Source organism: Kosakonia oryziphila (assembly GCF_900094795.1).
In the GTDB taxonomy this organism is placed as follows: Bacteria; Pseudomonadota; Gammaproteobacteria; order Enterobacterales; family Enterobacteriaceae; genus Kosakonia; species Kosakonia oryziphila.
In genome coordinates, this window is the sequence record NZ_FMBC01000018.1 from 45,054 (window position 1) to 70,482 (window position 25,429).

Genomic DNA, 25,429 nt, shown 5'->3' on the forward strand with positions numbered 1-25,429 from the left:
CCGATCCTCTCCCGTCAGCGGAGAGGATCCCATTTTTTACCAGGAAGACTCATGACTCAAATCGATCGTCTGCTCGGGATTATGCAACGCCTGCGCGACCCGGAAACCGGCTGCCCGTGGGACAAAGAGCAGACCTATGCCACCATTGCGCCCTATACGCTGGAAGAGACGTACGAAGTGCTGGACGCTATCAACCGGGAAGATTTTGACGATCTACGCGGTGAGCTGGGCGATCTGCTGTTTCAGGTGGTGTTTTACGCCCGGATGGCCCAAGAAGAGGGGCGCTTTGATTTTAACGATGTCTGTGCAGCGATTAGCGACAAACTGGAACGCCGTCATCCGCATATTTTTGGCGACGCCCATGCTGGAAACAGCACGGAAGTGCTGGTGCGCTGGGAGCAAATCAAAACCGAAGAACGTGCTGAGAAAGCGCAACACTCGGCGTTGGACGACATTCCCCACAGCCTGCCCGCGCTGATGCGCGCGCATAAAATCCAGAAACGCTGCTCCGGGGTTGGTTTTGACTGGACGTCGCTTGGGCCGGTGCTCGATAAGGTATATGAAGAGATCGATGAAGTGATGGACGAAGCGAAACAGGCCGTAGTGGATGAGGCAAGACTGGAAGAAGAGGTTGGCGATTTACTGTTTGCTACGGTAAATCTGTCGCGCCATCTGGGGGTAAAAGCGGAAGTCGCGCTGCAAAAAGCGAATCTGAAATTTGAGCGTCGTTTCCGCGAGGTAGAGCGAATTGTCCGCGAGCGCGGGCTGGAAATGACCGGTGTGGATCTGGAAACAATGGAAAATATCTGGCAACAGGTAAAACGCCAGGAACATGATCTTTAACGGAATTGTTCCAGCAAGCGCCATTTGTGTGATTTTTTAAATAACAAGCGCTTGATTTACGTCAAAAACATTTACCTGAAAGCAGCTATTTTCACACTCCTTATATCTGCCAGAACGCTTTGAGAACCGCCTCTTCACCTTATTCGGGGTGCAGCAAGGCGGCAACGGTGAAAATCCTTGGGCGTGTCGTCATGCTGTGCGTCCGCGATGGGGGAATGAAGCCAGGGCAGATGCGGCCTGAAGAACGGAGGAGAGGGAGAATGAAAGTTTGTGGCCTCAACCATGATCGGGTATACTGCTTTCCCGTCTTGGTTATTCCATCGTCTTTTAAACCTAACTTCTCAGGTTCAGCATGACAACGAACTATATTTTTGTGACCGGCGGGGTCGTATCCTCTCTGGGTAAAGGCATTGCCGCAGCCTCCCTGGCAGCCATTCTCGAAGCTCGTGGCCTTAACGTCACTATGATGAAACTGGATCCGTATATTAACGTCGATCCAGGGACTATGAGCCCAATCCAGCATGGCGAAGTGTTCGTTACCGAAGATGGCGCTGAAACCGATCTTGATTTGGGCCACTACGAGCGCTTCATTCGCACCAAAATGACGCGTCGCAACAACTTTACCACCGGTCGCATTTATTCCGAGGTTCTGCGTAAAGAACGTCGTGGCGATTATCTGGGCGCGACCGTACAGGTTATTCCGCATATCACTAACGCTATCAAAGAGCGCATTATTGAAGGCGGTGAAGGCCATGATGTCGCGCTGGTTGAAATCGGCGGTACTGTGGGTGATATCGAATCCCTGCCATTCCTTGAAGCTATTCGTCAGATGGCGGTAGAAGTGGGCCGTGAGCGCACACTCTATATGCACCTGACGCTGGTGCCGTACATGGCTGCTTCCGGTGAAGTAAAAACCAAGCCGACACAGCACTCAGTGAAAGAGCTGCTTTCTATCGGTATTCAGCCGGATATCCTGATTTGTCGTTCCGATCGTGCGGTTCCTGCTAACGAACGTGCGAAAATTGCTTTGTTCTGTAACGTTCCAGAAAAAGCAGTGATTTCTCTGAAAGACGTCGATTCTATTTATAAAATCCCGGGCCTGTTGAAATCTCAGGGGTTGGACGATTATATTTGTAAACGATTCAGCTTGAACTGTCCGGAAGCAAACCTGGCCGAATGGGAACAGGTTATTTACGAAGAAGCGAATCCGTCAGGTGAAGTCACCATCGGTATGGTCGGCAAGTACATTGAGCTGCCGGATGCCTACAAATCGGTGATCGAAGCGCTGAAACACGGTGGTCTGAAAAACCGCGTCACCGTCAACATCAAGCTGATTGATTCGCAGGATGTTGAAACGCGCGGCGTGGAAATTCTGAAAAATCTGGATGCAATCCTCATCCCTGGCGGCTTCGGTTACCGCGGCGTGGAAGGTAAAATTGCCACCGCACGCTATGCGCGTGAAAACAATATTCCTTACCTGGGAATTTGCCTGGGTATGCAGGTTGCGTTGATTGAATTCGCACGTAACGTGGTCGGGATGGAGAACGCCAACTCCACGGAATTTGTGCCAGACTGTAAATACCCGGTTGTGGCGTTGATTACCGAGTGGCGTGATGAAGATGGCAACGTTAAGCAGCGTTCTGAGAAGAGCGATCTCGGCGGTACGATGCGCCTTGGCGCACAGCAGTGCCAGCTTGGCGATGATAGTCTGGTTCGCCAGCTTTACGGCACACCGACTATCGTTGAACGCCATCGCCACCGTTACGAAGTCAACAATATGCTGTTGAAACAAATTGAAGCTGCGGGTCTGCGTGTTGCGGGCCGTTCCGGGGATGATCAGTTGGTCGAGATCATTGAGGTGCCGAATCATCCGTGGTTCGTCGCTTGTCAGTTCCATCCGGAGTTTACTTCTACACCGCGTGATGGTCATCCGCTGTTTGCAGGCTTTGTGAAAGCCGCCAGCGACCATCAAAAGCGTCAGGCGAAGTAAAAAAGTTACAACGACAACGCGTACCTTTGGTACGCGTTGTTTGTCTGGAGTTTTAGTTTAACTTGTACTGAGGAAAACCTAATGTCCAAAATCGTTAAAGTCATCGGTCGTGAAATCATCGACTCCCGTGGTAACCCGACTGTTGAAGCCGAAGTACACCTGGAAGGTGGTTTCGTAGGTCTGGCGGCTGCGCCGTCAGGTGCTTCTACTGGTTCCCGCGAAGCGCTGGAACTGCGCGATGGCGACAAATCCCGTTTCATGGGTAAAGGCGTACTGAAAGCGGTTGGCGCGGTTAACGGCCCGATCGCTCAGGCAATCCTGGGTAAAGATGCAAAAGACCAGGCTGGCATCGATAAGATCATGATCGATCTGGATGGTACCGAAAACAAATCTAACTTCGGTGCAAACGCAATCCTGGCCGTGTCTCTGGCTGTTGCTAAAGCTGCTGCTGCCTCTAAAGGCCTGCCGCTGTACGCTCACATTGCTGAACTGAACGGCACCCCGGGCAAATACTCTATGCCGCTTCCGATGATGAACATCATCAACGGTGGTGAGCACGCTGACAACAACGTCGACATTCAGGAATTCATGATTCAGCCGGTTGGCGCGAAAACCCTGAAAGAAGCTGTACGTATGGGTTCAGAAGTGTTCCATAACCTGGCAAAAGTTCTGAAATCCAAAGGCATGAACACTGCTGTTGGTGACGAAGGCGGCTATGCGCCGAACCTGGGTTCTAACGCTGAAGCACTGGCTGTTATCGCGGAAGCGGTAAAAGCTGCGGGCTACGAACTGGGCAAAGACATCACCCTGGCGATGGACTGCGCAGCGTCTGAATTCTACAAAGACGGTAAATACGTTCTGGCTGGCGAAGGCAACAAAGCGTTCACCTCCGAAGAGTTCACTCACTTCCTGGAAGATCTGACCAAACAGTACCCGATCGTTTCCATCGAAGATGGTCTGGACGAATCTGACTGGACGGGTTTCGCATACCAGACCAAAGTTCTGGGCGACAAAATCCAGCTGGTTGGTGACGATCTGTTCGTAACCAACACTAAGATCCTGAAAGAAGGTATCGAAAAAGGCATCGTTAACTCCATCCTGATCAAATTCAACCAGATCGGTTCTCTGACCGAAACTCTGGCTGCGATCAAAATGGCGAAAGACGCTGGCTACACTGCTGTCATCTCTCACCGTTCTGGCGAAACTGAAGACGCTACCATTGCTGACCTGGCTGTTGGTACCGCTGCTGGCCAGATCAAAACCGGTTCTATGAGCCGTTCTGACCGCGTTGCTAAATACAACCAGCTGATTCGTATCGAAGAAGCGCTGGGTGAACAGGCTCCGTTCAACGGTCGTAAAGAGATCAAAGGTCAGGCGTAATCGCTAAGCCTTGGTGAAATGAAAAATGCCAGTCATCTGACTGGCATTTTTTTTGGGGGACTATTTGAAATCCACTTCCATCTGCTGCGGGATTGTCAGCCCACGCGTCGTTTGTACGCAACGGGCAATATAGTCCGTAAAGCGAGGTGGCTTCGGCATACCCATACTCAGCAGCTTATCGTTGCTGAAACGCACGTTGAGCATGGCGAAGGCGCCATACAAACGCATCGCTTTCAACATCAACCGCTCATTACAGGGGCCAAAAATACCCTTCAGCTCGCGGCGCATCTTCACCAGCGTCTCGTAACTGACCTGCGCGTATTTATCGCCCACTGGCGCTTTTTCCAGCGCTCGTGCCATCGCTTTATCGATATCAGCAAAACGCACGCTGTTCTCTTCACCGGCAGAAATATGCACCACTTCGCCCTGAGCGATCTGGCCTTCAAGCAGCATCAGTAATGCATCGGCACAATAATCGACCGGGATAACATCGACGCGATCTTCCAGAGAGCACATAAACTTCTGCAGCATCAGCCCCATACTGAAGACCCAGAAAATACTGGTTGATGGCAGACATCCGTGGTGTGTGTGTCCAACGACGATAGAAGGGCGGGCAATCACCAGCGGCATCTGCGGGCACTCCTGGCGCATCAGTTGCTCAATGGTCGATTTGGAGCGCGTATAGGCCACCAGATGCTCTGCATTCTCGTGAAACTCTGCGCTTTCCGGCACCAGCGAATCCGGTTCCGGCGTGCAGGACATCGCTGTTCCGACGTGCAGAAAACGCTGCAAACCTGCCACCTGCGACATTCTGCGGGCAAAGGCCAGCGTCCCCTCGACATTCACTTTCCAGACCAGCGGGTTATTACCAAAAGAGGCAACCGCCGCGCAGTTCAGCACGTGAGTGACGTTGTCCAGTGCAGGCTCGTTGATGAAGCCTTCCGGCTCGCCCAAATCCCCAATCAGGATTTGTGAAGTATCAAGTTTGCTGAGCACTGCATCTGTCAGACCAAACTTGCGCATGTTGTTTTTAACGCGCTCAAGCCCGGCCTCTTTGTCTTCTGCCCTTACCAACAGCAGTAAATTTATGGCTTCACTGCCGTGGAGGATTTTTTCCAATACCGCTCCACCCAGAAATCCCGTCACACCCGTTATTAATAATGTTTTCATGAATGCTTTCTCTCCAGCCTTGCCAGGGTGGATTGTAAGCACGGAAAGCTAAACGCCATATCAATAAAGTAGAGCGGAAAATCGGGGTTTCTTAAGGTTGTTTTAAGAAAAGGAGCGCAGGGGATTTGCATTTGACAACTGCGGTAAGCAATTAATTCCAGCACGAAACGTCAAAAAAATAACTAATTGATTTTAAACATTTTATATTTTTATTGACAACGCAACATCGCGATGACAATTTGCGTTGAAGTGTGACGAAAAACACAAATGCTTACATTATTTTTGCGGTGGTCGATGGCGAAAAAGCGCAATACCGCGAAAGGCTATGAAGGTTAAGCCAGGATCTGCAATAATTAGTGTTTATTTCCGATCAGAGTTGACTATGCAGTACCCGATTAACGAGATGTTCCAGACCCTGCAAGGCGAGGGTTATTTTACCGGCGTTCCTGCCATTTTTATTCGTCTACAGGGATGCCCGGTTGGTTGCGCCTGGTGCGACACCAAACACACCTGGGATAAGCTTGCGGATCGGGAAGTGTCGCTGTTCAGCATCCTTGCGAAAACCAAAGAGAGCGATAAGTGGGGAGCGGCCAGTAGTGAAGATCTGCTGGCGATTATTGCGCGCCAGGGCTGGACGGCGCGCCATGTGGTGATCACTGGCGGCGAACCCTGCATCCATGATTTGACGTCGCTCACCAGCCTGCTTGAGCTGAACGGTTTTAGCTGCCAGATAGAAACCAGCGGCACGCATGAAGTACGCGTTTCCCATTCCGCCTGGGTGACGGTATCGCCGAAGGTGAACATGCGCGGCGGCTACGATGTACTGTTGCAGGCGCTGGAGCGTGCAGATGAAATTAAGCATCCGGTTGGACGCATGCGCGATATTGAAGCGCTGGACGAGCTGCTGGCGAAGTTAACCGATGACAAGCTGCGGGTGATTGCCTTGCAGCCCATCAGCCAGAAAGAGGATGCAACCCGCCTGTGTATTGAAACCTGTATCGCCCGCAACTGGCGGCTCTCGATGCAGACACATAAGTACCTGAATATTGCCTGATAAGTCCTGGCGGGTTGTTAGCAGGGTTGATGGGGATTTACTGCAAGCCGCGCTGCGGATTATGTCAACGGCCATGTGCTGGCCGTGGTCGGCGGCTTTCAGGTTTGCTAACGGCTGTCGGGCAGACATCTTTGGGAAGAAATGACCGACTCGCTTATTCGCCGCGATAGACGCAACCTGCGGTGCAGGTTTCTTGCACCATGACTGCGCTCAGCAGCGGTACAACCGGCTTCATCTGATCCCAAATCCACTTCGCCAGCACTTCGCTGGTGGGGTTTTCCAGGCCCGGGATCTCATTCAAATAGTAGTGATCCAGCCTGTTATACAACGGCTTAAACGCCGCTTTCAGTTCGGCGAAGTCCATGATCCAGCCGGTATAAGGATCCACCTCGCCGGTGATCTCCAGGCGCACCATAAAGGAGTGGCCATGCAGACGGCCGCACTTATGCCCTTGCGGGACATGCGGTAAATGGTGAGCGGCCTCAAAGGTGAAATCTTTAAACAACGTGGTCGACATAATGCACTCTCAGACTGACAAAAAACCGCCGCATAGTAGCGGAAATGACCTTTTTTAGCATTAACTAAAATCACTAAAAGTGTTTACCCGCAAGAAACTGCTAACCTGAATTTATTTTATTATTACAATTCAATAGGTTAATTAACCAGTTTTAGTGTTATTTCCTATAGTTAAAACAGGTTAGTTCTTTTGGTTATTTATTATTTCCAACCTTTCTTTAATTGTTATTATCCCGCCGTTAACCTTAGCTTTACTTCGTTTTTTAAAATTATATCCCCTTATCGTTTTGCGTTGTTGACCGTGAAAAAGGCTGTCTGCAAAACGGAGGGGAATTTTCGCTACTGGAACATAACAACGCATGACAACTCAGGCTCCACCTTCTGCGTTGCTGCCGCTAAACCCGGAGCAACTGGCGCGCCTTCAGGCCGCAACCACTGATTTGACGCCCACCCAGTTAGCCTGGGTTTCTGGTTATTTCTGGGGCGTACTGAACCAACAGTCCGCAGCAGCGACTACCGTACCGACATCTGCGCCAGAGATCCCGGCAATTACGCTGATCTCCGCATCGCAAACTGGCAATGCCCGCCGCGTGGCGGAAGCACTGCGCGACGATCTGCTGGCGGCGAAACTAAACGTCAATCTGGTCAACGCTGGTGATTACAAGTTCAAACAAATCGCTAACGAAAAATTGCTGGTGATGGTGGCCTCTACTCAGGGCGAGGGCGAAGCGCCAGAAGAAGCTGTTGCGCTGCATAAGTTCCTGTTCTCGAAAAAAGCGCCAAAACTTGATGGCACTGCCTTTGCGGTATTCGGCCTTGGCGATACTTCATATGAATTCTTCTGCCAGGCGGGGAAAGACTTCGACAGCAAACTTGCTGAACTGGGCGCGGAGCGCCTGCTGGATCGCGTTGATGCCGATGTCGAGTATCAGGCTGCGGCTGCCGAATGGCGTGCGCGTATCGTTGAGGTGTTGAAAGCTCGCGTACCGAAAGACTCTCCGGCGCAGGCCGTGGTGAGTGCGACGGGCGCGGTGAACGAGGTTTTCTCCAGCCCCTATACAAAAGAAGCGCCGTTGGCGGCGAGTTTCTCCGTGAACCAGAAAATCACCGGTCGTAACTCTGAAAAAGATGTCCGCCATATCGAAATCGATCTTGGGGATTCAGGGCTGCGCTACCAGCCGGGCGACGCGCTGGGTGTCTGGTATGAGAACGATCCAGCCCTGGTAAAAGAATTGGTGGAACTGTTGTGGTTGAAAGGTGATGAGCCGGTTACGGTTGACGGTAAAACCCTGCCGCTAGATGAAGCGTTACAGTGGCACTTCGAACTGACGGTCAACACCACCAATATCGTGGAAAATTATGCCACTCTGACTCGCAGCGAAACGTTGTTGCCGCTGGTGGGTGATAAAGCCCAGTTGCAGCACTATGCTGCAACAACGCCTATTGTTGATATGGTACGTTTCTCTCCGGCACAGCTTGATGCGCAAGCGCTGATTGATCTGCTACGCCCGCTGACGCCGCGCCTCTACTCTATTGCCTCTTCGCAGGCGGAAGTGGAAAACGAAGTGCATGTTACCGTCGGCGTGGTGCGTTACGAAGTGGAAGGGCGTGCGCGAACGGGCGGTGCTTCCAGCTTCCTCGCGGATCGTGTGGAAGAAGAGGGCGAAGTGCGGGTGTTCATTGAGCACAACGATAACTTCCGTCTGCCAGCCAACCCGGAAACGCCGGTAATTATGATTGGCCCGGGCACTGGCATTGCGCCGTTCCGCGCCTTTATTCAACAACGTGCAGCCGATGAAGCGCCGGGTAAAAACTGGCTGTTCTTTGGCAATCCGCACTTTACTGAAGATTTCCTCTATCAGGTGGAGTGGCAGCGTTACGTTAAAGAGGGCGTGCTGAATCGTATTGATTTGGCCTGGTCCCGCGATCAAAAAGAAAAAGTCTACGTACAAGACAAACTGCGCGAACAGGGCGCAGAGCTGTGGCGCTGGATCAATGACGGTGCGCACATTTATGTCTGCGGCGATGCCAATCGCATGGCGAAAGATGTCGAGCAGGCTTTACTGGACGTGATTGCCGAATTCGGTGGTATGGATACCGAAGCGGCAGATGAATTTTTAAGTGAGCTGCGCGTTGAGCGCCGTTATCAGCGAGATGTCTACTAATGAGTGAAAAACATCCCGGCCCACTGGTGGTCGAAGGTAAACTGGCCGACGCCGAGCGTCTGAAGCTCGAAAGCAACTATCTGCGCGGCACGATTGCAGAAGATCTGCACGACGGCCTGACTGGCGGTTTCAACGGCGACAACTTTCTGCTGATCCGTTTTCACGGCATGTATCAGCAGGACGATCGCGATATTCGTGCCGAACGCGCCGAGCAGAAACTGGAGCCTCGCCACGCGATGATGCTGCGCTGCCGGCTGCCGGGCGGCATCATTACGCCGAAGCAGTGGTTGTCGATAGATAAATTTGCCGATGATAAGACCCTCTACGGCAGCATTCGCCTGACCAACCGACAGACGTTTCAGTTCCACGGCATTCTGAAAAAGAACGTCAAACCGGCACACCAGATGCTGCACGAAGTCGGGCTTGACGCGCTGGCGACCGCCAACGACGTTAACCGTAATGTGCTGTGTACGTCGAACCCGGTAGAGTCTGAACTGCATGCAGAAGCCTACGAGTGGGCGAAAAAGCTCTCTGAGCATCTGTTGCCGCGTACCCGCGCTTATGCCGAGATCTGGCACGACGCCGAGAAAGTGGCGACCACGGATGAAGAGCCTATCTTAGGTAAAACTTACCTGCCACGTAAGTTCAAAACCACAGTGGTCATTCCGCCGCAGAACGACGTGGATCTGCACGCCAACGACATGAACTTTGTTGCGGTTGCGGAAAACGGCAAGCTGGTCGGTTTTAACCTGCTGGTGGGCGGCGGGCTTTCCATTGAACACGGAAATAAAAAAACCTACGCCCGTACCGCGAGCGAGTTTGGTTATCTACCGCTGGAGCATACGCTGGTGGTGGCAGAAGCGGTGGTCACGACCCAGCGCGATTGGGGTAACCGTACCGACCGTAAAAACGCCAAAACCAAATACACACTTGAACGTGTTGGCATCGACACCTTCAAAGCGGAAGTGGAACGCCGCGCGGGGATCAAATTCGAACCGATTCGCCCGTACGAATTCACCGGTCGCGGCGATCGCATTGGCTGGGTTAAAGGTATCGATAATAAATGGCACCTGACGCTGTTTATTGAAAACGGCCGTATTCTGGATTATCCGGGCCGTCCGCTAAAAACTGGTCTGCTGGAAATTGCTAAGATCCATAAAGGCGATTTCCGTTTAACGGCAAACCAGAATCTGATTGTGGCCGGCGTGCCGGAAAGCCAGAAAGCGAAAATCGAAAAACTGGCGCACAGCCACGGGCTAATGGATGCGGTGAAACCGCAGCGTGAAAACTCCATGGCCTGCGTGTCTTTCCCGACTTGTCCGCTGGCCATGGCCGAAGCAGAACGTTTCCTGCCTTCATTTGTTGATAAAGTGGAAGCGGTGATGGAGAAACATGGCGTTGGCAACGATCATATCGTGCTGCGCGTTACAGGTTGCCCGAACGGCTGCGGCCGCGCGATGCTGGCGGAAGTGGGCCTGGTTGGTAAAGCGCCGGGGCGCTACAACCTGCATATTGGCGGCAACCGCATCGGCACGCGTATTCCGCGTATGTTCCGGGAAAATATCACCGAAACGGAAATTCTGGCGACGCTTGATGAATTGATTGCACGCTGGGCAAGCGAACGTGAAGAGGGTGAAGGCTTCGGCGATTTCACCATTCGTGCCGGGATCGTCCGTCCGGTACTCGATCCGGCGCGCGATTTCTGGGAATAATGCAGCGATGCCGGATGGCGGCGTAAACGCTTTATCCGGCCTACGGTTTGCGTAATTTGTAGGCCTGATAAGCGAAGTGCCATCAGGCAATGAACACGGTGAGGAACTTATGTCCAGACTCGATCTGAATGCGCTGAATGAACTGCCGAAAGTTGAACGTGTGCTTCAGCTTGCTGAAACCAATGCGCAACTCGAAAAGCTGAGCGCCGAAGCGCGTGTCGGCTGGGCGCTGGAAAACCTGCCGGGCGAGTATGTGCTCTCCTCCAGCTTCGGTATCCAGGCGGCGGTGAGCCTGCATCTGGTAAACCAGGTTCAGCCGAACATTCCGGTGATCCTGACTGACACCGGCTACCTGTTTGCAGAAACCTACCAGTTTATCGACGAGCTGACGGACAAACTTAAGCTGAACCTGAAAGTATTCCGGGCAGAACAAAGCCCCGCGTGGCAGGAAGCGCGTTACGGTAAGTTGTGGGAACAGGGCGTTGAAGGTATTGAAAAATACAATGAAATCAACAAGGTTGAACCTATGAACCGCGCCCTTGCTGAGCTGAACGCGCAAACCTGGTTTGCCGGACTGCGCCGTGAACAATCCGGTAGCCGCGCCAATCTGCCTGTGCTGGCCATCCAGCGCGGCGTATTTAAAGTGCTGCCGATTATCGACTGGGATAATCGCACGGTATACCAGTACCTGCAAAAACACGGCCTGAAGTATCACCCGCTGTGGGATCAGGGTTATCTGTCCGTAGGCGATACGCACACCACCCGCAAATGGGAGCCTGGCATGGCGGAAGAAGAGACGCGCTTCTTCGGTCTGAAACGAGAATGTGGACTGCACGAAGGCTGACAGGGCAGCATCAAACTTTGAAACACAATGAGGCAGGGAGAAATCCTTGCCTTTTTTATAGTTAAACACAGTCACCTAACAACAGGAGCATTGTGATGAAGATTGCGTTTCTGGGGCTTGGCACCATGGGGTTGCCAATGGCCGCGAATCTGGTCAAAACCGGTTATCAGGTTCAGGGCTGGAACCGTTCCGCCGGGCCGCGCGAGAAACTGGCATCGCTGGGCGCCACTGCGGCGGAAACGGCCGCAGACGCGGTGATGGATGCTGATGTGGTTATTTCTATTCTGGCGGACGACAACGCCACGCGCAGCGTCGTGCTTGAGGGCAATGTGCTGGCGACGCTGAAACCTGGTGCTATCTACCTGAATATGGCGACTATCTCTGTCGATCTGGCGGTGGAACTGGCACAACTGCACCGGGCGCGTAATATCGGTTATCTTGCCGCGCCGGTACTGGGGCGGGTAAATGTTGCTGAAGCGGGGCAGTTAAATATTCTGGCGGCTGGCGATAGTGCGCTGCTGGCAAAGGTGCAGCCGCTGCTGGATGTGCTGGGTCAGAAGACCTGGTATCTTGGAGAACGGCCGGAGCAGGCGAATGCCGCTAAGCTGGCGGCCAACTTTATGATCGCCAGCGCCATTGGCACGATGGGAGAGGCGGTTGCACTGGTGCAGGGGCATGAGGTCAGTAAAGCCGATTTCATTGATTTAGTCACTTCCACGCTGTTTGCCGCGCCGGTTTATAAAGGTTACGGCCAGGCGATTGCCAGCGATACCTTTGAGCCTGCCGGATTTAAGCTGGCGTTGGGGTTGAAAGATGTGCGTCTGGCGCAGGATGCCGCCGAGCGGGTGAATGTGCCAATGGCGATTGCTGGTACGCTGCGCGCCGCGCATGTGGAAAGCCTGGCCCATGATGAAGGGCATCTCGACTGGGCCGCGCTGGCGCGTACCGCCGCCCGCCGCGCCGGACAGCTTTAGCCGCAAATCTGCCGGATAAGCGGCTCCGCCTTCTCCGGCCTGCGCCACGGCCAACAATGTAAGCCCGGTAAGCGCCAGCGCCACCGGGTATTTCCCTGCAGCGACACCTTTCCCTCGATGAATAAAAAGGCTGAAGCGATGGGGTTGAGTCCCCGCTGAAATCGGCGAGCCGGAGGGCAGATGACAAGGTCTGGACGCCCTGGATGGCGTCCAGAGGCGAACCGAGCCATGGACGGCGAGTTGAGCCGACCGCAGGCAGATGACCGGGAGGTGAGCGCAGTGCGCAGCACCGATTTCCCGTGGGGCCGCGGGGATTGATAAGGGGAGCGCGGTAAGCGCCCCTTATCCCGTTCACCGCATCAGGGGTTACAGAAACTCCCGCACGTATGGTGAACGGAACCTTTCCACGATACGCCCAAAATGCCGGATAGCGGCTCCGCCTTATCCGGCCTGCGCCACAAGCCAGCGATGCAGGCCGGGCAACTCCTCCCGTTCTGGTGCATTCCTTGCACTAAAGTTGTGCGTTTTGCGCTCAGCAAACCACACCACTTTTTCTCCTTCTTCTCGCCTGCAAAAAATAAACATTAATAAATCAAAGTATTAACAAAAATTTCAAAAATATAACTGAACCAATACGTAATTGGTTCAGTAATTGCTTAGTTATAAAGGCAGCACATAGAAGATTAACTACTTAACATTCTGTAATTAAAGAAAAAGATAACGCCAAATACGGATGAACCAATATGGAAAAACCGTCACGCTATCTGGCAAATTCCAGTACGGCGCTTGAACAACTTCGTGGGCTTATTCATCAACATGAGTCAACACCAGGGACTCCATTGCCCACAGAACGTGAACTGGCTGAACGCTTAGGTATAGGGCGGAGAGAAGTACGCCGCGCGCTGGACGTGCTGGAAGAAGAAGGACGGATCTGGCGTAAGCAGGGCAAAGGCACATTTATTGGCCCTGCTGCGCCGGTCGCGCCTCTGGCACTCCAGGGACTGGTGCAACAAACCAACATGCTGGAAGTGATGGAAGCGCGCTTGCAGGTTGAGCCGGGGCTTGCGCGGCTGGCGGCACTTCGCGCCAATCCGGAAAACCTGGCACTGATGCAGCGCATGCTGGAACGCATCGATAACGTCAATCCGGACGATCCGGATCTAAATGAGCTATGGGACAGCGCTTTTCACCGGGCCATTGCTGAAGCGGCGGGAAACCGTTTGATGCTCGGTCTTTTTGACGCTATTGACGCCGTGCGTCGCGAACCTGCCTGGCACCATTTGCGGGAGATGGCGCGTACCCCGGCGAAGGTCGAACGCTATAACGATCATCACCACCGCATCATGCAGGCCATCCGGCAGTGTCAGCCGCAGGAGGCTTTCCTGGCGATGCGTGAACATCTGCTCGACCTGCAACATGCCCTGATCCAGGCCATTCATCTCGAGGACGATACGCTATGACCACCATTCCCTTTCACGATCCCGCGCCCGTCCTGCGTCTGCACAACCTGAAAGTCCAGTTCGTCGGTAGCCCGGTCAGTGTACTGGACGGTATTTCACTGACCATAAAAAGTGGGGAAACGTTGGCGCTGGTGGGGGAATCTGGCTGCGGTAAAAGCATTACCTCGCTGGCGTTGATGGGGCTGTTGCCCAGCAGCGCGCAGATCCTCAGCGGCGAAATGCAGTTTCGCAGCCACAATCTGCGCCAGCTTTCACCGAGGGAATATGCTGACCTGCGCGGCAATGAACTGGCGATGATTTTTCAGGAGCCGATGACGTCGCTGAACCCATCATTCACCCTTGGCGATCAACTGAGTGAAGCGGTGATGCGTCACCAGCATGTCTCCCGGCATATTGCGCGGGATATCGCGCTACAGATCCTCGAAAAGGTACAAATCCCGGCGGCGGAGATGCGCCTGAAAGCGTATCCGCACCAGCTCTCTGGCGGGATGCGCCAGCGCGTGATGATTGCCATGGCGCTGATTAATAACCCGCGTCTGCTGATTGCCGACGAACCGACAACCGCGCTGGATGTCACTATTCAGGCGCAGATCCTGGCGCTGCTCAACACCCTGAAAGCTGAAACCGGCACGGCAGTATTGATGATCACCCACGATCTCGGCGTGGTGGCGGAAGTCGCCCAACAAGTCGCCGTCATGTACGCCGGGCAAGTGGTCGAGCAGGGCAGCGTGGAGGCGATTTTTGCCGATCCGCAGCATCCATACACCATCGGTCTGATGGGCTCGATCCCCTCGCTGGGCGCGCGCAAGGGCCAGCTTTCCACCATTCCCGGCACCGTACCGTTACCGGAAGCGATGCCAAAAGGTTGCCGTTTCGCCACACGCTGCCCGTTTGCGCAGAGTCGCTGCCACGCGGAAAAGCCAGCGCTACAGCCGCTGGGGCGGGGCCATCAGGCGGCCTGTTTCCGCGTTCCCCTTGAACAACATATTGCGCTGGGAGAAACCGCATGAGCACACCGATCCTTGAGGCCCACGATCTCAGCAAACGCTTTGTTGGCGCGACACGCCTGTTCGCGCCAAAACGCTTTGTCACGGCAGTCGATCGCATTTCGCTCGCCGTCTATCCCGGTGAAACGCTGGCGATTGTGGGCGAGTCCGGTTCTGGTAAATCGACGCTTGGCCGTCTGCTGTTACGTCTGCTGGCGGCATCCGAAGGGCGCGTTTACTACCAGGGCGAAGAGATCACTCACGCCAGCGGCGCGCGGTTAAACCAGTTGCGCCGCGAGTTGCAAATCATCTTTCAGGATCCCTTTGCCTCGCTAAACCCTCGTATGACTGTGGAACAGATCGTCGGCGAACCTCTGTGGCTGCATCAGAAAATGGGCAAAACAGATCGCCAGGCGCGCGTTGCCGAACTGCTTGCGACCGTTGGTCTGCCTGCGGCCTGGGCGCGGCGTTTCCCGCATGAATTCTCCGGTGGGCAGCGCCAGCGTATTGGCATTGCCCGTGCACTGGCTTCCGGGCCGAAGCTGCTGTTGGGCGATGAACCGGTGTCCGCGCTGGATGTCTCGGTGCAGGCACAGGTGGTAAACCTGCTGGAAAACCTGAAACAGCAACTTGGGCTGACGATGATCATCGTCGCGCATGGGCTGGCGGTGATCCGCCATATGAGCGATCGCGTGGCGGTGATGTACCTCGGGCAGATCGTCGAAATGGCGACCGTCGATGAGATCTTCGACGCGCCGCTGCACCCGTATACGCAGGCACTGATCGCCTCTGCGCCGCAGACCCAGCCCGGCCTCAAGCGTGAGATGCCGTTGTTACAGGGCGATTTGCCCAATCCGGCCAGCCCGCCGCAGGGATGTCGTTTTCATACCCGTTGCCCGCACGTCACCGATGAGTGTCGGCAACGCGAACCGATTGCTCAGGTACTTGAAGGCGGCCGCCAGGTCTCCTGCCACCGCTGGCAGGAGCTCAACCGGGACCGCACGGTCATCCAGATTGCTCCACCCTCCGCTGCGTTCCTGCGCCGCCGTGCGCTGTTCGAACACGCGGCCTCTCACTCATCCCTTTAAAGGAAAAAATAATGATTGTACGTAATTCTCTTTTGACCGTTCTGGGAAGTGTTATGTTGCTGGGCGCGGTGCTACCGGCCCAGGCTGAAAGTGTGCTGCGCATTGGTTTAGGTGCAGATCCGGACATGCTCGATCCGCACCTGGCGCGCACCTACTATGGCCGCTTTGTTTTCGCTTCGCTGTGCGATCGGCTGGTGGACGTCGATGAAAACCTGAAAGTGGTGCCGGGGCTGGCGAAAGCGTGGTCGTGGAGCGAAGACGGCAAAACCCTGACCATGGACCTGCGCGATGGCGTAACTTTCCATGATGGCGAGAAATTTGATGCCGCCGCCGCGAAATTCAGCCTCGACCGCGCCCTGACGCTGCCGGGCTCGCTGCGCAAAAGCGAGATTTCCTCGGTGGAATCTGTGGAAGTGACAGGACCGATGCAAATCACTCTGCATCTGAAAACGCCGGATTCGGCGCTGCTGATGCAGCTTACCGACCGCGCAGGCGCGATGCTGGCACCCACGGCTGCGAAAAAACCGGACTTCGCCGCGCATCCGGTCTGCTCCGGGCCATACAAGTTCGACAGCCGCGTTTCGCAGGATCGCATCGTGCTTTCGCGCTTTGACAACTACTGGAACAAAGGCGCTTATCACTTCGACAAAGTGATTTATCTGCCGATCCCGGATGCCTCGGTGCGCCTGGCGAACCTGCGCGCAGGTGACCTGGATCTGAGCGAAGGCATTGTACCAAGCGATGTGAAAACGGTAGAGAACGATGGCAAATTAAAACTGGCAAAGGTGACCGGGCTGGGGTATCAGGGCATCACATTTAACATCAACAATGGCAAAGTTCCGGCTAACGATCCGTTTAAAGATGCACGCGTGCGTGAAGCGTTCTCGCAGGCGATTGACCGCGAGGCGTTAAACCAGGTGGTATTTGAAGGCCTCTATGCCCCGGCGAACCAGCCGTTCTCACCGGTCAGCCCGTATCACGTTAACCTGCCAGTGCCGCCGCGCGATGTCGAAAAAGCCAAAGCGTTGCTGAAAGCGGCAGGCGTGCAGACGCCGATCACCGTTTCGCTGCTGGTGCCGAATAACCCAACTTCGCAGCAAGTAGCGCAGGTGTTACAGGCGATGACCGCCGAAGCCGGTTTTAACGTCAATCTGCAAATGACCGAATTCGCTACGCTACTGGATCGCCAGCAAAGAGGGGACTTCCAGCTCAGCTACTCAGGCTGGTCTGGCCGCCCGGATCCAGACGGCAGTATCTTCGGCTTTATTCATAGCAAAGGCACCCTCAACGATGGCCGCTACAGCAATGCGCAGGTGGATGACTGGCTGACGCAGGCGCGTCTGCATAACGATCCGACCACCCGAAAAGGGCTGTATGAGAACGTTGTTAAACAACTGCAAACAGATATGCCGATTGCATACCTCTACTTTGAGCCGCGCATTTTTGGGCTGAATAAAAAAGTAGAGGGCTTTAAACCTTACCCGGACGGCATTGTGCGTCTGGCAGGTATGACCTTCGCGAAGTAATGGGAGTTGTAAGGAGATACCATGCTGGAATTGATATGCAAACGCCTGCTGCTCGCCATCCCGACGCTGCTGATGGTCAGTATGATGGTCTTCGGGCTGCAAAAGCTGCTGCCCGGCGATCCGCTGACGGCCATGCTTGGGGAAGAGCGCGATCCGGCGGTGATCGCCCAGCTACGCGCGGAGCTGAATCTGGATGCGCCGATCCCGGTGCAATATTTCCACTGGCTCACCCGCGCCTTGCAGGGGGATCTTGGCGTCTCCTTACGCACTCAGGAGACGGTGACACATCTGATCGCCACCAAACTGCCCGTTACGCTGGAGATGTCCTTGCTGGCGATGATCTTCGCGCTGCTGTTCGGCATCAGCATGGGGATTACGGCAGCAGTGAACAGGAATAGCTGGATCGATCACGGCACTAACTTTGTCGCTATTTCCGGCATCTCGGTGCCGCACTTCTGGCTGGGGATTTTGCTGATCCTGATTTTCTCCGTCAATCTGCAATGGCTACCCGCGTCGGGCTTTGTTCCCTTCAGCGAGGATCCGTTGCAGAACCTGCGCACCTTGCTGCTGCCTTCACTGGTGCTTGGCACCGGGCTGGCGGCAACCTTAATGCGCCACACCCGCGCATCAATGATTGCTGTCCTGAAAGCGGATTACATCCGCACCGCAAGAGCGAAGGGGCTGTTACCAAAGGCAGTGATCATGAAGCACGCATTTCGTAATGCGCTGGTGCCGGTGATCACCCTGACCACGCTGCTGTTTGGCGAACTGCTGGGCGGTGCGGTGCTGACCGAGCAGGTATTTACCATTCCAGGCTTCGGCAAAATGATTGTCGACTCGGTATTCAACCGTGATTACGCGGTGGTGCAGGGCGTGGTGCTGGTGGTGGCGATTGGCTTCCTGTTGCTCAATCTGTTGGCCGATGTGCTGTACGTGCTGATTAACCCAAAAATGCGGAGCGAATAATGGCGGAACTGACCACTACGGGCGTGGCGGCGTCGCTGCCGCGCACGGAAAACCGGGTACTGAAGAAATTCCTCGCCAATAAAAGTGCGGTGATTGGAGCGGTGATTGTCGGCATCTTCGTATTGATCGCTTTACTGGCGCCGTGGATCGCACCGTTCGATCCGGTAAAAGCGAACTTTCTGGTGGTACGTAAACCGCCCTCTGAGCTGTACTGGTTCGGCACCGACGAACTGGGGCGCGATATTCTGTCGCGTATGGTTTGGGGAGCGCGTACCTCGCTGCTGGCCGGTTGTATCTCAGTGCTGATTGCGGTGGTTATTGGCGTGCCACTTGGCTTGCTGGCCGGTTTTTTCCAGGGGATCTGGGATGGAGTGATTTCACGCTTTATCGAAGCGCTGCTGGCCTGCCCGTTTTTGATCATGGCGATCGCTCTCGGCGCGTTCCTCGGCCCAAGCCTGAGTAATGCCATGATCGCCATTGGCCTGTCGGCGATGCCGATCTTCGCCAGGCTGACGCGTGGTCAGGTGATTGCCATTCGTAACGAAGAGTATATCGATGGAGCGCGGGCAATTGGCCTGCCGGATCGCTGGATAATCCTGCGCTATGTGCTGCCGAATGTGATGTCGCCGATCCTCGTCCAGGCGACGCTGGCGATTGCCTCGGCGATCATCACCGAAGCCAGTCTCTCTTTTCTCGGCCTCGGCCAACAGCCGCCGTATCCCTCCTGGGGCGCAATGCTGAATACCGCCAAAGGTTTTCTGGAGCAGGCGCCCTGGATGTCTATCTTCCCCGGTGTGGCGATTTTTCTGACCGTACAGGGATTTAATTTACTCGGCGACGGGCTGCGCGATGCGCTCGATCCTCGCCACGACTAAGGAGTCTCAATGACAAAAGCGATTGATTTTAAAGTAGGCTATGCCTCATACCGCGCACCGATGATGGGACATAACGCGGTAGCCACATCCCAGCCGCTGGCGGCGCAAGCCGGAATGCGCATGCTGGCGCTCGGTGGTAATGCGGTGGATGCAGCCATTGCCACGGCGATGGCGCTGACAGTGGTGGAGCCGACCGGTTGCGGCATTGGCAGTGATGCCTTTGCCATTGTCTGGGATGGTAAAGAATTGCACGGTCTGAACGCCTCCGGACGCTCCCCGGCGAGCTGGCATGCGGATATGTTTGCTGGTCTGGATGCGGTACCGGAGCTTGGCTGGAATGCCGTTACCGTACCCGGTGCGGTTTCCGGCTGGGTGGCGCTGGCTGAACGTTTCGGTTCGCTGCCGCTGACCACACTGGCGCAACCGGCAATTGAGTATGCCCGTAACGGTTTCCCGGTTTCACCGCTGATTGGTGAACTCTGGCAGCGTGGCTATAACAGGTTAAAAGATCAGCCGGGCTTTAGCGCCTGTTTTGCGCCGGAAGGGCGCGCGCCGAAGATCGGCGAAATCTTCCGTAACCCGGCGCAGGCGAAGACGCTGGAGTTGATTGCGCAAACCAACGGCGAAGCGTTTTATCGCGGTGAACTGGCGCAGAAAATTGCCGCTTTCGCAAAAGAGCATGGGGCGCACCTGAGCGAAGCGGATCTGGCAAACCATAAAGCTGACTGGGTTACGCTGCTCTCCAGGGCGTTTGCTGGTGGTTCTGTGCAGGAGCTGCCGCCGAACGGGCAGGGGATTGCGACGCTGATTGCGCTCGGCATTCTTGAGCACTGCGATATTGGTCGTTATGACCCGGATTCGGTGCAGTCGCTGCATCTGTCGATTGAAGCGATGAAGCTGGCGCTGGCCGATCTCGATCGTTACGTCGCTGATGCCGATCATCTGGAATTCGCCGCCGACCTGCTGCTCAGCGACGACTATTTAAAAGCCCGCGCGGCGTTGATCGACCCGGATAAGGCCTCCGATTTTGTTTACGGTTCGCCGACGCAAAGCGGCACGGTTTACCTATCTACGGCAGATGCCAGCGGCATGATGGTCTCGTTTATTCAGTCTAACTATATGGGGTTTGGTTCCGGCGTCGTGGTACCCGAAACGGGTATCAGCCTGCAAAACCGCGGCTGTGGTTTTGTGCTCGATCCGCAACACCCGAATGCGCTGGCGGGCGGCAAGCGTCCATTACATACCATTATCCCTGGCTTTGCGATGGGGGAAGACGGCAAACCGCTGATGTCTTTCGGCGTGATGGGCGGGCCGATGCAGGCGCAAGGCCATATGCAGATGGCGCTGCGCATTATGTTGCACGGACAGAACCCGCAGGCGGCGATCGATGCGCCTCGCTGGCGCGTGGTACAGGGCAGGGACGTGGTGGTGGAAGCAACGTTTGAACGCAATCTGATTGCCGGGCTGCGCGCGCGGGGACACCGGATTACGGTGGAAGATCCGCTGGAAGGGTATCATTTTGGTGGTGCACAGGTGATCTATCGCATGCCGGAAGGGCACTACGTTGCGGCGACTGAAAGCCGCAAAGATGGGCAAGCGTTAGTGAGTTAAAGGGAATCATGCCGGATGCGGCTGCGCCTTATCCGGCCTTCAAACTCTGCGTTAATCCAGAGTAAACGGATCGGCATCCTGCCAGGCCGGGAACTGCGCGCGGTACTCCTGCAATACGCTGAGCGACATTTCGGCGTCAATGCGCGTTGCCAGGTGCGGCTCGGCGGTAGCGATAATCTCGCCCTGCGGGCTGATTACCCGGCTGTCGCCACGGTAGTGATGACCATTGCCATCTGTGCCGACGCGGTTACAGCCTGCTACCCATACCTGGTTTTCAATCGCGCGTGCCACCAGCAGTGACTGCCAGTGCAGCGAGCGCGGCGCAGGCCAGTTAGCAACATAGAGCAACAGATCGTAATCGTTGCGGTTGCGCGACCACACCGGGAAACGCAGGTCGTAGCAAACCAGCGGTAGAATGCGCCAGCCGCGCCACTCAAATACCACACGCTCATTTCCTGCTTCGTAGTGATGGTGCTCTTCGGCCATGCGAAACAGATGGCGCTTATCGTAAAAATGCACTTTACCTTCCGGCTCAACCAGCAGAAAACGGTTTACCGGCCCGCGGTCCGTTTGTAGCGCAGCACTGCCCGCAACCAGCGCATTGGTTTGGCGGGCTTTACTGTGCATCCATGCCACCACATCGTCTTGCGGCATCGACTGTTTCGCCGCTTCCATCGCAAAACCGGTGGTGAACATTTCGGGCAGGACGATGATATCCCGGCCGGTAACGCCCTCCAGTTGGATGTCGAAATGGCGCAGGTTCGCGGGCCCATCCATCCAGACTAACGGTTGTTGTAACAGTGTAATTTTCAAACCAGGCACAGTGTTGGCTCCCCGTAAGACAGCATTTGCACACTGTAGCAGCTAAGACATAAAAAAAAACCCGCAGTTGCGGGTTTTGGTAAGGGAAGAATGCTTTCAGGCTATTACCGCATCAGGCCGCTTCCGGTTTGCGCAGCTTTTCCGGCGCGTTGATCACCGGCTGAGTCGCTAGCGCCTCTGGCGCAAAGTCATCAACGTTGATGCTACGCAGACGGCTGACTTCCGCTTTGCTCAACAGCGCTGCTTCTTCTGCTGTGATCAATCCGCTTGTCAGCGCCTGCTGGGCGAGATCATTCAGACGGGTAAACGGCAGGTTTTTGCCCAGCGCTTTACAGATGCGTTGGTGAACAGGATCGGCCGCCATTACATCGACCAGCGCCTCTTCCAGCAGGCCCACCGGGTTATGCTCGCTCGGCGCCAGATACTGGCCGCGCCCGATGCGGGAGCGGGTGGCGCTCGGCGTTTGCAGGATCTTCGCCACTTTGTGGTCCAGCTTGTCTGACGGCGCGCGGTAATGGCGACCGGTCGGGAAAATCACCAGGTTTAATGCGCCCGCAACGAAGCGGTTCGGGAAGTTCTCCAGCAGATCGCACATCGCTTGCTCCGCCTGATACAGCGCATCCTGCACGCTCCAGTGTACCAGTGGCAGATCCGCTTCCTGGCGGCCTTCATCCTCATAACGTTTTAGCGCGGCAGAAGCGAGGAACAACTGACTGAGAATATCTCCCAGACGGGCGGAGATACGCTCGCGGCGTTTCAGGCTGCCGCCCAGCACCGCCATTGAGACATCAGACAGCAGTGCAAGGTTGGCGCTCAGGCGGTTCAGATGCTGATAATAACGTTTGGTGGCATCGTGGGTTGGCGTGGCGCTGGTTAAACCGCGCGTCAGGCCAAGCCACAGGCTGCGCATTTTATTACTGCCCACATGGCCGATATGTTTAAACAGCAGTTTATCGAAAGCGTCCACATCATTATTCTGTGCGGCGGCCATCTCTTCCAGAACATATGGATGGCAGCGGATCGCGCCCTGGCCGAAGATCATCATGCTACGGGTCAGGATGTTCGCGCCTTCCACGGTAATGGCAATCGGCGCGCCCTGGTAGGCACGAGCCAGGAAATTGCCTTCGCCGAGCATAATGCCTTTACCGCCAGCAATATCCATTGCATCAATGATGGATTGTTGGCCCCGATGGGTGCAGTGATATTTGACGATAGCGGAAAGCACCGCCGGTTTTTCTCCGAGCATAATGCCGTAGGTGATAAGCGAGGCTGCCGCATCCATCACGTAAGCGTTGCCGCCGATACGCGCCAGCGGCTCTTCGATACCTTCCATTTTGCCGATTGGCACTTTGAACTGGCGGCGAATGTGGGCGTAAGCGCCAATCCCCATGGCGACAGATTTCAGGCCGCCGGTGGAGTTAGACGGCAGAGTAATACCGCGACCGACCGACAAACATTCCACCAGCATACGCCAGCCCTGACCGGCCATTTTTGGCCCGCCAATAATGTAATCAATCGGTACAAAAACATCGTCGCCGCGAGTTGGCCCGTTCTGGAACGGAACGTTCAGCGGGAAGTGACGACGACCAATTTCCACGCCCGGCGTTGATGTCGGGATCAGCGCACAGGTGATACCCAACTCTTCTTCGCCGCCGAGCAGTTTTTCCGGATCCGAAAGTTTAAAGGCCAGGCCGAGTACGGTGGCAATCGGCGCAAGGGTGATATAGCGTTTATTCCAGCTCAGGCGCATGCCGAGCACCTGCTCGCCCTGCCATTCGCCCATGCAGACCACGCCGGTATCGGGGATAGCGCCCGCATCGGAACCTGCTTCCGGGCTGGTCAGCGCAAAGCAGGGGATCTCCAGGCCACGCGCCAGGCGCGGCAGATAATGATTTTTTTGCTCTTCCGTACCGTAGTGTTGCAGTAGTTCGCCTGGGCCTAAAGAGTTCGGCACGCCGACAGTGATGGCAAGAATACCTGAAACGCCGGAGAGTTTTTGCAACACGCGGGACTGCGCATAAGCAGAGAATTCCAGCCCGCCGTACTCTTTTTTGATGATCATCGCGAAGAAGCGGTGCTCTTTTAAGAACGCCCACAGCTCTGGTGGCAGATCGGCCATTTCATGGGTGATCTGAAAATCGTTCGCCATGCGGCAGGCTTCTTCCACCGGGTCGTCGATAAAGGCTTGTTCTTCAGCGGTCAGGCGCGGCTGCGGATAGTTGTGCAGCTTTTTCCAGTCCGGGTTACCGCGAAACAGATCGCCTTCCCACCAGGTCGTACCTGCGTCGATCGCTTCTTTTTCGGTACGCGACATCGGCGGCATCACTTTGCGAAAACCGCGAAATACTGGGGCGGAAATCAGTGCCTTACGCATCGGCGGCAGGTTGAACGGCACCAGAATGATCGCCAGCGGCAGCAGCACCCAGATAGACCACAGCCCCATAACGCCCAGCGCGGCAGTCCACACCAGTAAAATCACGCTGCTCAAGAGCAGATTAACCCGGTGATAAAACAGCACACCGAGGAGAACGACCGTTGCGATAAGGCTCAAAATCATCATAGAAAAAGCTCCCTGTCTTGTAGGAGGTCTGACCACTTGTGATGTTATGGTTGTAGTGGATGAGATTTCTTTTAGCAATGTGTTTACAAAATAATTACAACCTGGTTCACATTGTTGGGGGGTTTTTGCGCACGGAAAACGAAAACGCGAAGGTGCTGTGGCTTTAGCTTCTCGCTCCGGATCCTATCCGGTACACTGCGCAATGTTATTTACATCTATGCTGAAGGATATCCTCATGTACCAGGATCTGATTCGTAACGAACTGAACGAAGCGGCGGAAACGCTGGCGAATTTCTTGAAAGATGAAGCCAATATTCACGCGATTCAGCGCGCGGCGGTGCTGTTGGCGGACAGTTTCAAAGCGGGTGGTAAAGTGTTGTCCTGCGGTAACGGCGGTTCTCACTGCGATGCTATGCATTTTGCGGAAGAGTTAACCGGTCGCTACCGTGAAAACCGTCCTGGCTATCCGGCGATTGCTATCTCCGACGTCAGCCATCTCTCCTGTGTGAGCAACGACTTCGGTTACGACTATGTCTTCTCCCGCTATGTGGAAGCCGTGGGTCGTGAAGGCGACGTGCTGCTGGGTATTTCCACTTCCGGCAACTCCGGCAACGTGATCAAAGCGGTGGCGGCAGCGCGTGAGAAGGGGATGAAAGTTATCACCCTGACCGGTAAAGATGGCGGCAAGATGGCGGGTACAGCGGATGTTGAAATTCGTGTGCCGCATTTCGGTTATGCTGATCGTATTCAGGAGATCCATATCAAAGTGATTCATATCCTGATTCAGTTGATCGAAAAAGAGATGGTTAAGGCGTAGGGAAGGCTATTTTATTTGCCATCTTGAACCTGGGCAGTGCTCAAAATCCTCACGTACTCCGTGTACGCTC

20 protein-coding genes are annotated in these 25,429 nt (G+C 55.0%); 16 read left to right on the forward strand and 4 right to left on the reverse strand.

Annotated features, from left to right (window positions below):
- Positions 1-51: 51 nt before the first annotated feature.
- The 3 genes from mazG (at position 52) to eno (ending at position 4,213) form a co-directional block, all read left to right on the forward strand.
- The gene (gene mazG, locus GA0061070_RS10480; protein WP_090135913.1) at positions 52-843 is read left to right on the forward strand and encodes a nucleoside triphosphate pyrophosphohydrolase; all 792 of its coding nucleotides are present in this window, start codon (positions 52-54) and stop codon (positions 841-843) included.
- A gap of 352 nt (positions 844-1,195) precedes the next feature.
- Entirely contained in the window at positions 1,196-2,833 is a 1,638-nt protein-coding gene (gene pyrG / locus GA0061070_RS10485; protein ID WP_090135915.1) for a glutamine hydrolyzing CTP synthase, read from the forward strand.
- Between the two features lie 81 nt (positions 2,834-2,914).
- Positions 2,915-4,213 (forward strand): phosphopyruvate hydratase, encoded by a 1,299-nt coding sequence (gene eno / locus GA0061070_RS10490; RefSeq protein ID WP_090135917.1) that lies wholly within the window; start codon positions 2,915-2,917, stop codon positions 4,211-4,213.
- A 60-nt stretch (positions 4,214-4,273) separates the two neighbouring features.
- On the opposite strand, the gene GA0061070_RS10495 is transcribed toward eno, so the two are convergent.
- Complete coding sequence (locus GA0061070_RS10495) at positions 4,274-5,383, reverse strand: SDR family oxidoreductase (RefSeq protein ID WP_090135919.1); 1,110 nt, start codon at positions 5,381-5,383, stop codon at positions 4,274-4,276.
- Positions 5,384-5,765: 382 nt separating this feature from the next.
- Between GA0061070_RS10495 and queE the strand changes: the two genes are divergently transcribed.
- Positions 5,766-6,437, forward strand: coding sequence for a 7-carboxy-7-deazaguanine synthase QueE (gene queE / locus GA0061070_RS10500; RefSeq protein ID WP_090135921.1), 672 nt, complete (start codon positions 5,766-5,768; stop codon positions 6,435-6,437).
- Between the two features lie 154 nt (positions 6,438-6,591).
- Here queE and queD read toward each other — a convergent pair whose 3' ends face one another.
- Positions 6,592-6,954 carry a 6-carboxytetrahydropterin synthase QueD gene (gene queD, locus GA0061070_RS10505; RefSeq protein WP_090135923.1) on the reverse strand — a complete coding sequence of 121 codons (363 nt, stop codon included), beginning with the start codon at positions 6,952-6,954 and terminating at the stop codon, positions 6,592-6,594.
- A 358-nt stretch (positions 6,955-7,312) separates the two neighbouring features.
- Here queD and cysJ point away from each other — a divergent pair, with 358 nt between their 5' ends.
- From cysJ to GA0061070_RS10560, 11 genes are all read left to right on the forward strand, one after another.
- Positions 7,313-9,118, forward strand: coding sequence for an NADPH-dependent assimilatory sulfite reductase flavoprotein subunit (gene cysJ, locus GA0061070_RS10510; protein ID WP_090135925.1), 1,806 nt, complete (start codon positions 7,313-7,315; stop codon positions 9,116-9,118).
- Complete coding sequence (gene cysI / locus GA0061070_RS10515) at positions 9,118-10,830, forward strand: assimilatory sulfite reductase (NADPH) hemoprotein subunit (RefSeq protein ID WP_090135926.1); 1,713 nt, start codon at positions 9,118-9,120, stop codon at positions 10,828-10,830. Before cysJ ends, cysI begins: the two co-directional genes overlap by 1 nt.
- 109 nt (positions 10,831-10,939) lie before the next feature.
- A complete protein-coding gene (gene cysH / locus GA0061070_RS10520) occupies positions 10,940-11,674 on the forward strand; it encodes a phosphoadenosine phosphosulfate reductase (RefSeq protein WP_090135928.1) in 735 nt (244 codons plus the stop codon).
- Positions 11,675-11,769: 95 nt separating this feature from the next.
- On the forward strand, positions 11,770-12,648 hold the full coding sequence (locus GA0061070_RS10525; RefSeq protein ID WP_090135931.1) for an NAD(P)-dependent oxidoreductase: 879 nt from the start codon (positions 11,770-11,772) through the stop codon (positions 12,646-12,648).
- Between the two features lie 743 nt (positions 12,649-13,391).
- Entirely contained in the window at positions 13,392-14,108 is a 717-nt protein-coding gene (locus tag GA0061070_RS10530; protein ID WP_090135933.1) for a FadR/GntR family transcriptional regulator, read from the forward strand.
- Positions 14,105-15,118: an ABC transporter ATP-binding protein gene (locus tag GA0061070_RS10535; protein ID WP_090135935.1), complete on the forward strand. Its 1,014-nt coding sequence runs from the start codon at positions 14,105-14,107 to the stop codon at positions 15,116-15,118. The genes GA0061070_RS10530 and GA0061070_RS10535 overlap by 4 nt, the downstream gene beginning before the upstream one ends.
- Positions 15,115-16,182 carry an ABC transporter ATP-binding protein gene (locus GA0061070_RS10540; RefSeq protein WP_090135937.1) on the forward strand — a complete coding sequence of 356 codons (1,068 nt, stop codon included), beginning with the start codon at positions 15,115-15,117 and terminating at the stop codon, positions 16,180-16,182. The genes GA0061070_RS10535 and GA0061070_RS10540 overlap by 4 nt, the downstream gene beginning before the upstream one ends.
- Before the next feature lie 11 nt (positions 16,183-16,193).
- Entirely contained in the window at positions 16,194-17,708 is a 1,515-nt protein-coding gene (locus tag GA0061070_RS10545) for an ABC transporter substrate-binding protein (protein WP_208598165.1), read from the forward strand.
- Positions 17,709-17,729: 21 nt separating this feature from the next.
- A complete protein-coding gene (locus GA0061070_RS10550) occupies positions 17,730-18,674 on the forward strand; it encodes an ABC transporter permease (protein WP_090135940.1) in 945 nt (314 codons plus the stop codon).
- Positions 18,674-19,549: an ABC transporter permease gene (locus GA0061070_RS10555; protein ID WP_090135941.1), complete on the forward strand. Its 876-nt coding sequence runs from the start codon at positions 18,674-18,676 to the stop codon at positions 19,547-19,549. Before GA0061070_RS10550 ends, GA0061070_RS10555 begins: the two co-directional genes overlap by 1 nt.
- A gap of 9 nt (positions 19,550-19,558) precedes the next feature.
- Positions 19,559-21,160 carry a gamma-glutamyltransferase family protein gene (locus GA0061070_RS10560; RefSeq protein WP_090135943.1) on the forward strand — a complete coding sequence of 534 codons (1,602 nt, stop codon included), beginning with the start codon at positions 19,559-19,561 and terminating at the stop codon, positions 21,158-21,160.
- A gap of 51 nt (positions 21,161-21,211) precedes the next feature.
- On the opposite strand, the gene GA0061070_RS10565 is transcribed toward GA0061070_RS10560, so the two are convergent.
- Together GA0061070_RS10565 and fadE are read right to left on the reverse strand one after the other, a co-directional pair.
- Complete coding sequence (locus tag GA0061070_RS10565; RefSeq protein ID WP_090135945.1) at positions 21,212-21,982, reverse strand: amidohydrolase; 771 nt, start codon at positions 21,980-21,982, stop codon at positions 21,212-21,214.
- A 112-nt stretch (positions 21,983-22,094) separates the two neighbouring features.
- Positions 22,095-24,542, reverse strand: a complete 2,448-nt coding sequence (gene fadE, locus GA0061070_RS10570) for an acyl-CoA dehydrogenase FadE (protein WP_090135947.1) — start codon at positions 24,540-24,542, stop codon at positions 22,095-22,097.
- A gap of 235 nt (positions 24,543-24,777) precedes the next feature.
- On the opposite strand from fadE, the gene lpcA reads away from it, so the two are divergent.
- Complete coding sequence (gene lpcA, locus GA0061070_RS10575; RefSeq protein ID WP_007373312.1) at positions 24,778-25,359, forward strand: D-sedoheptulose 7-phosphate isomerase; 582 nt, start codon at positions 24,778-24,780, stop codon at positions 25,357-25,359.
- The last annotated feature ends 70 nt before the right edge of the window (positions 25,360-25,429 follow it).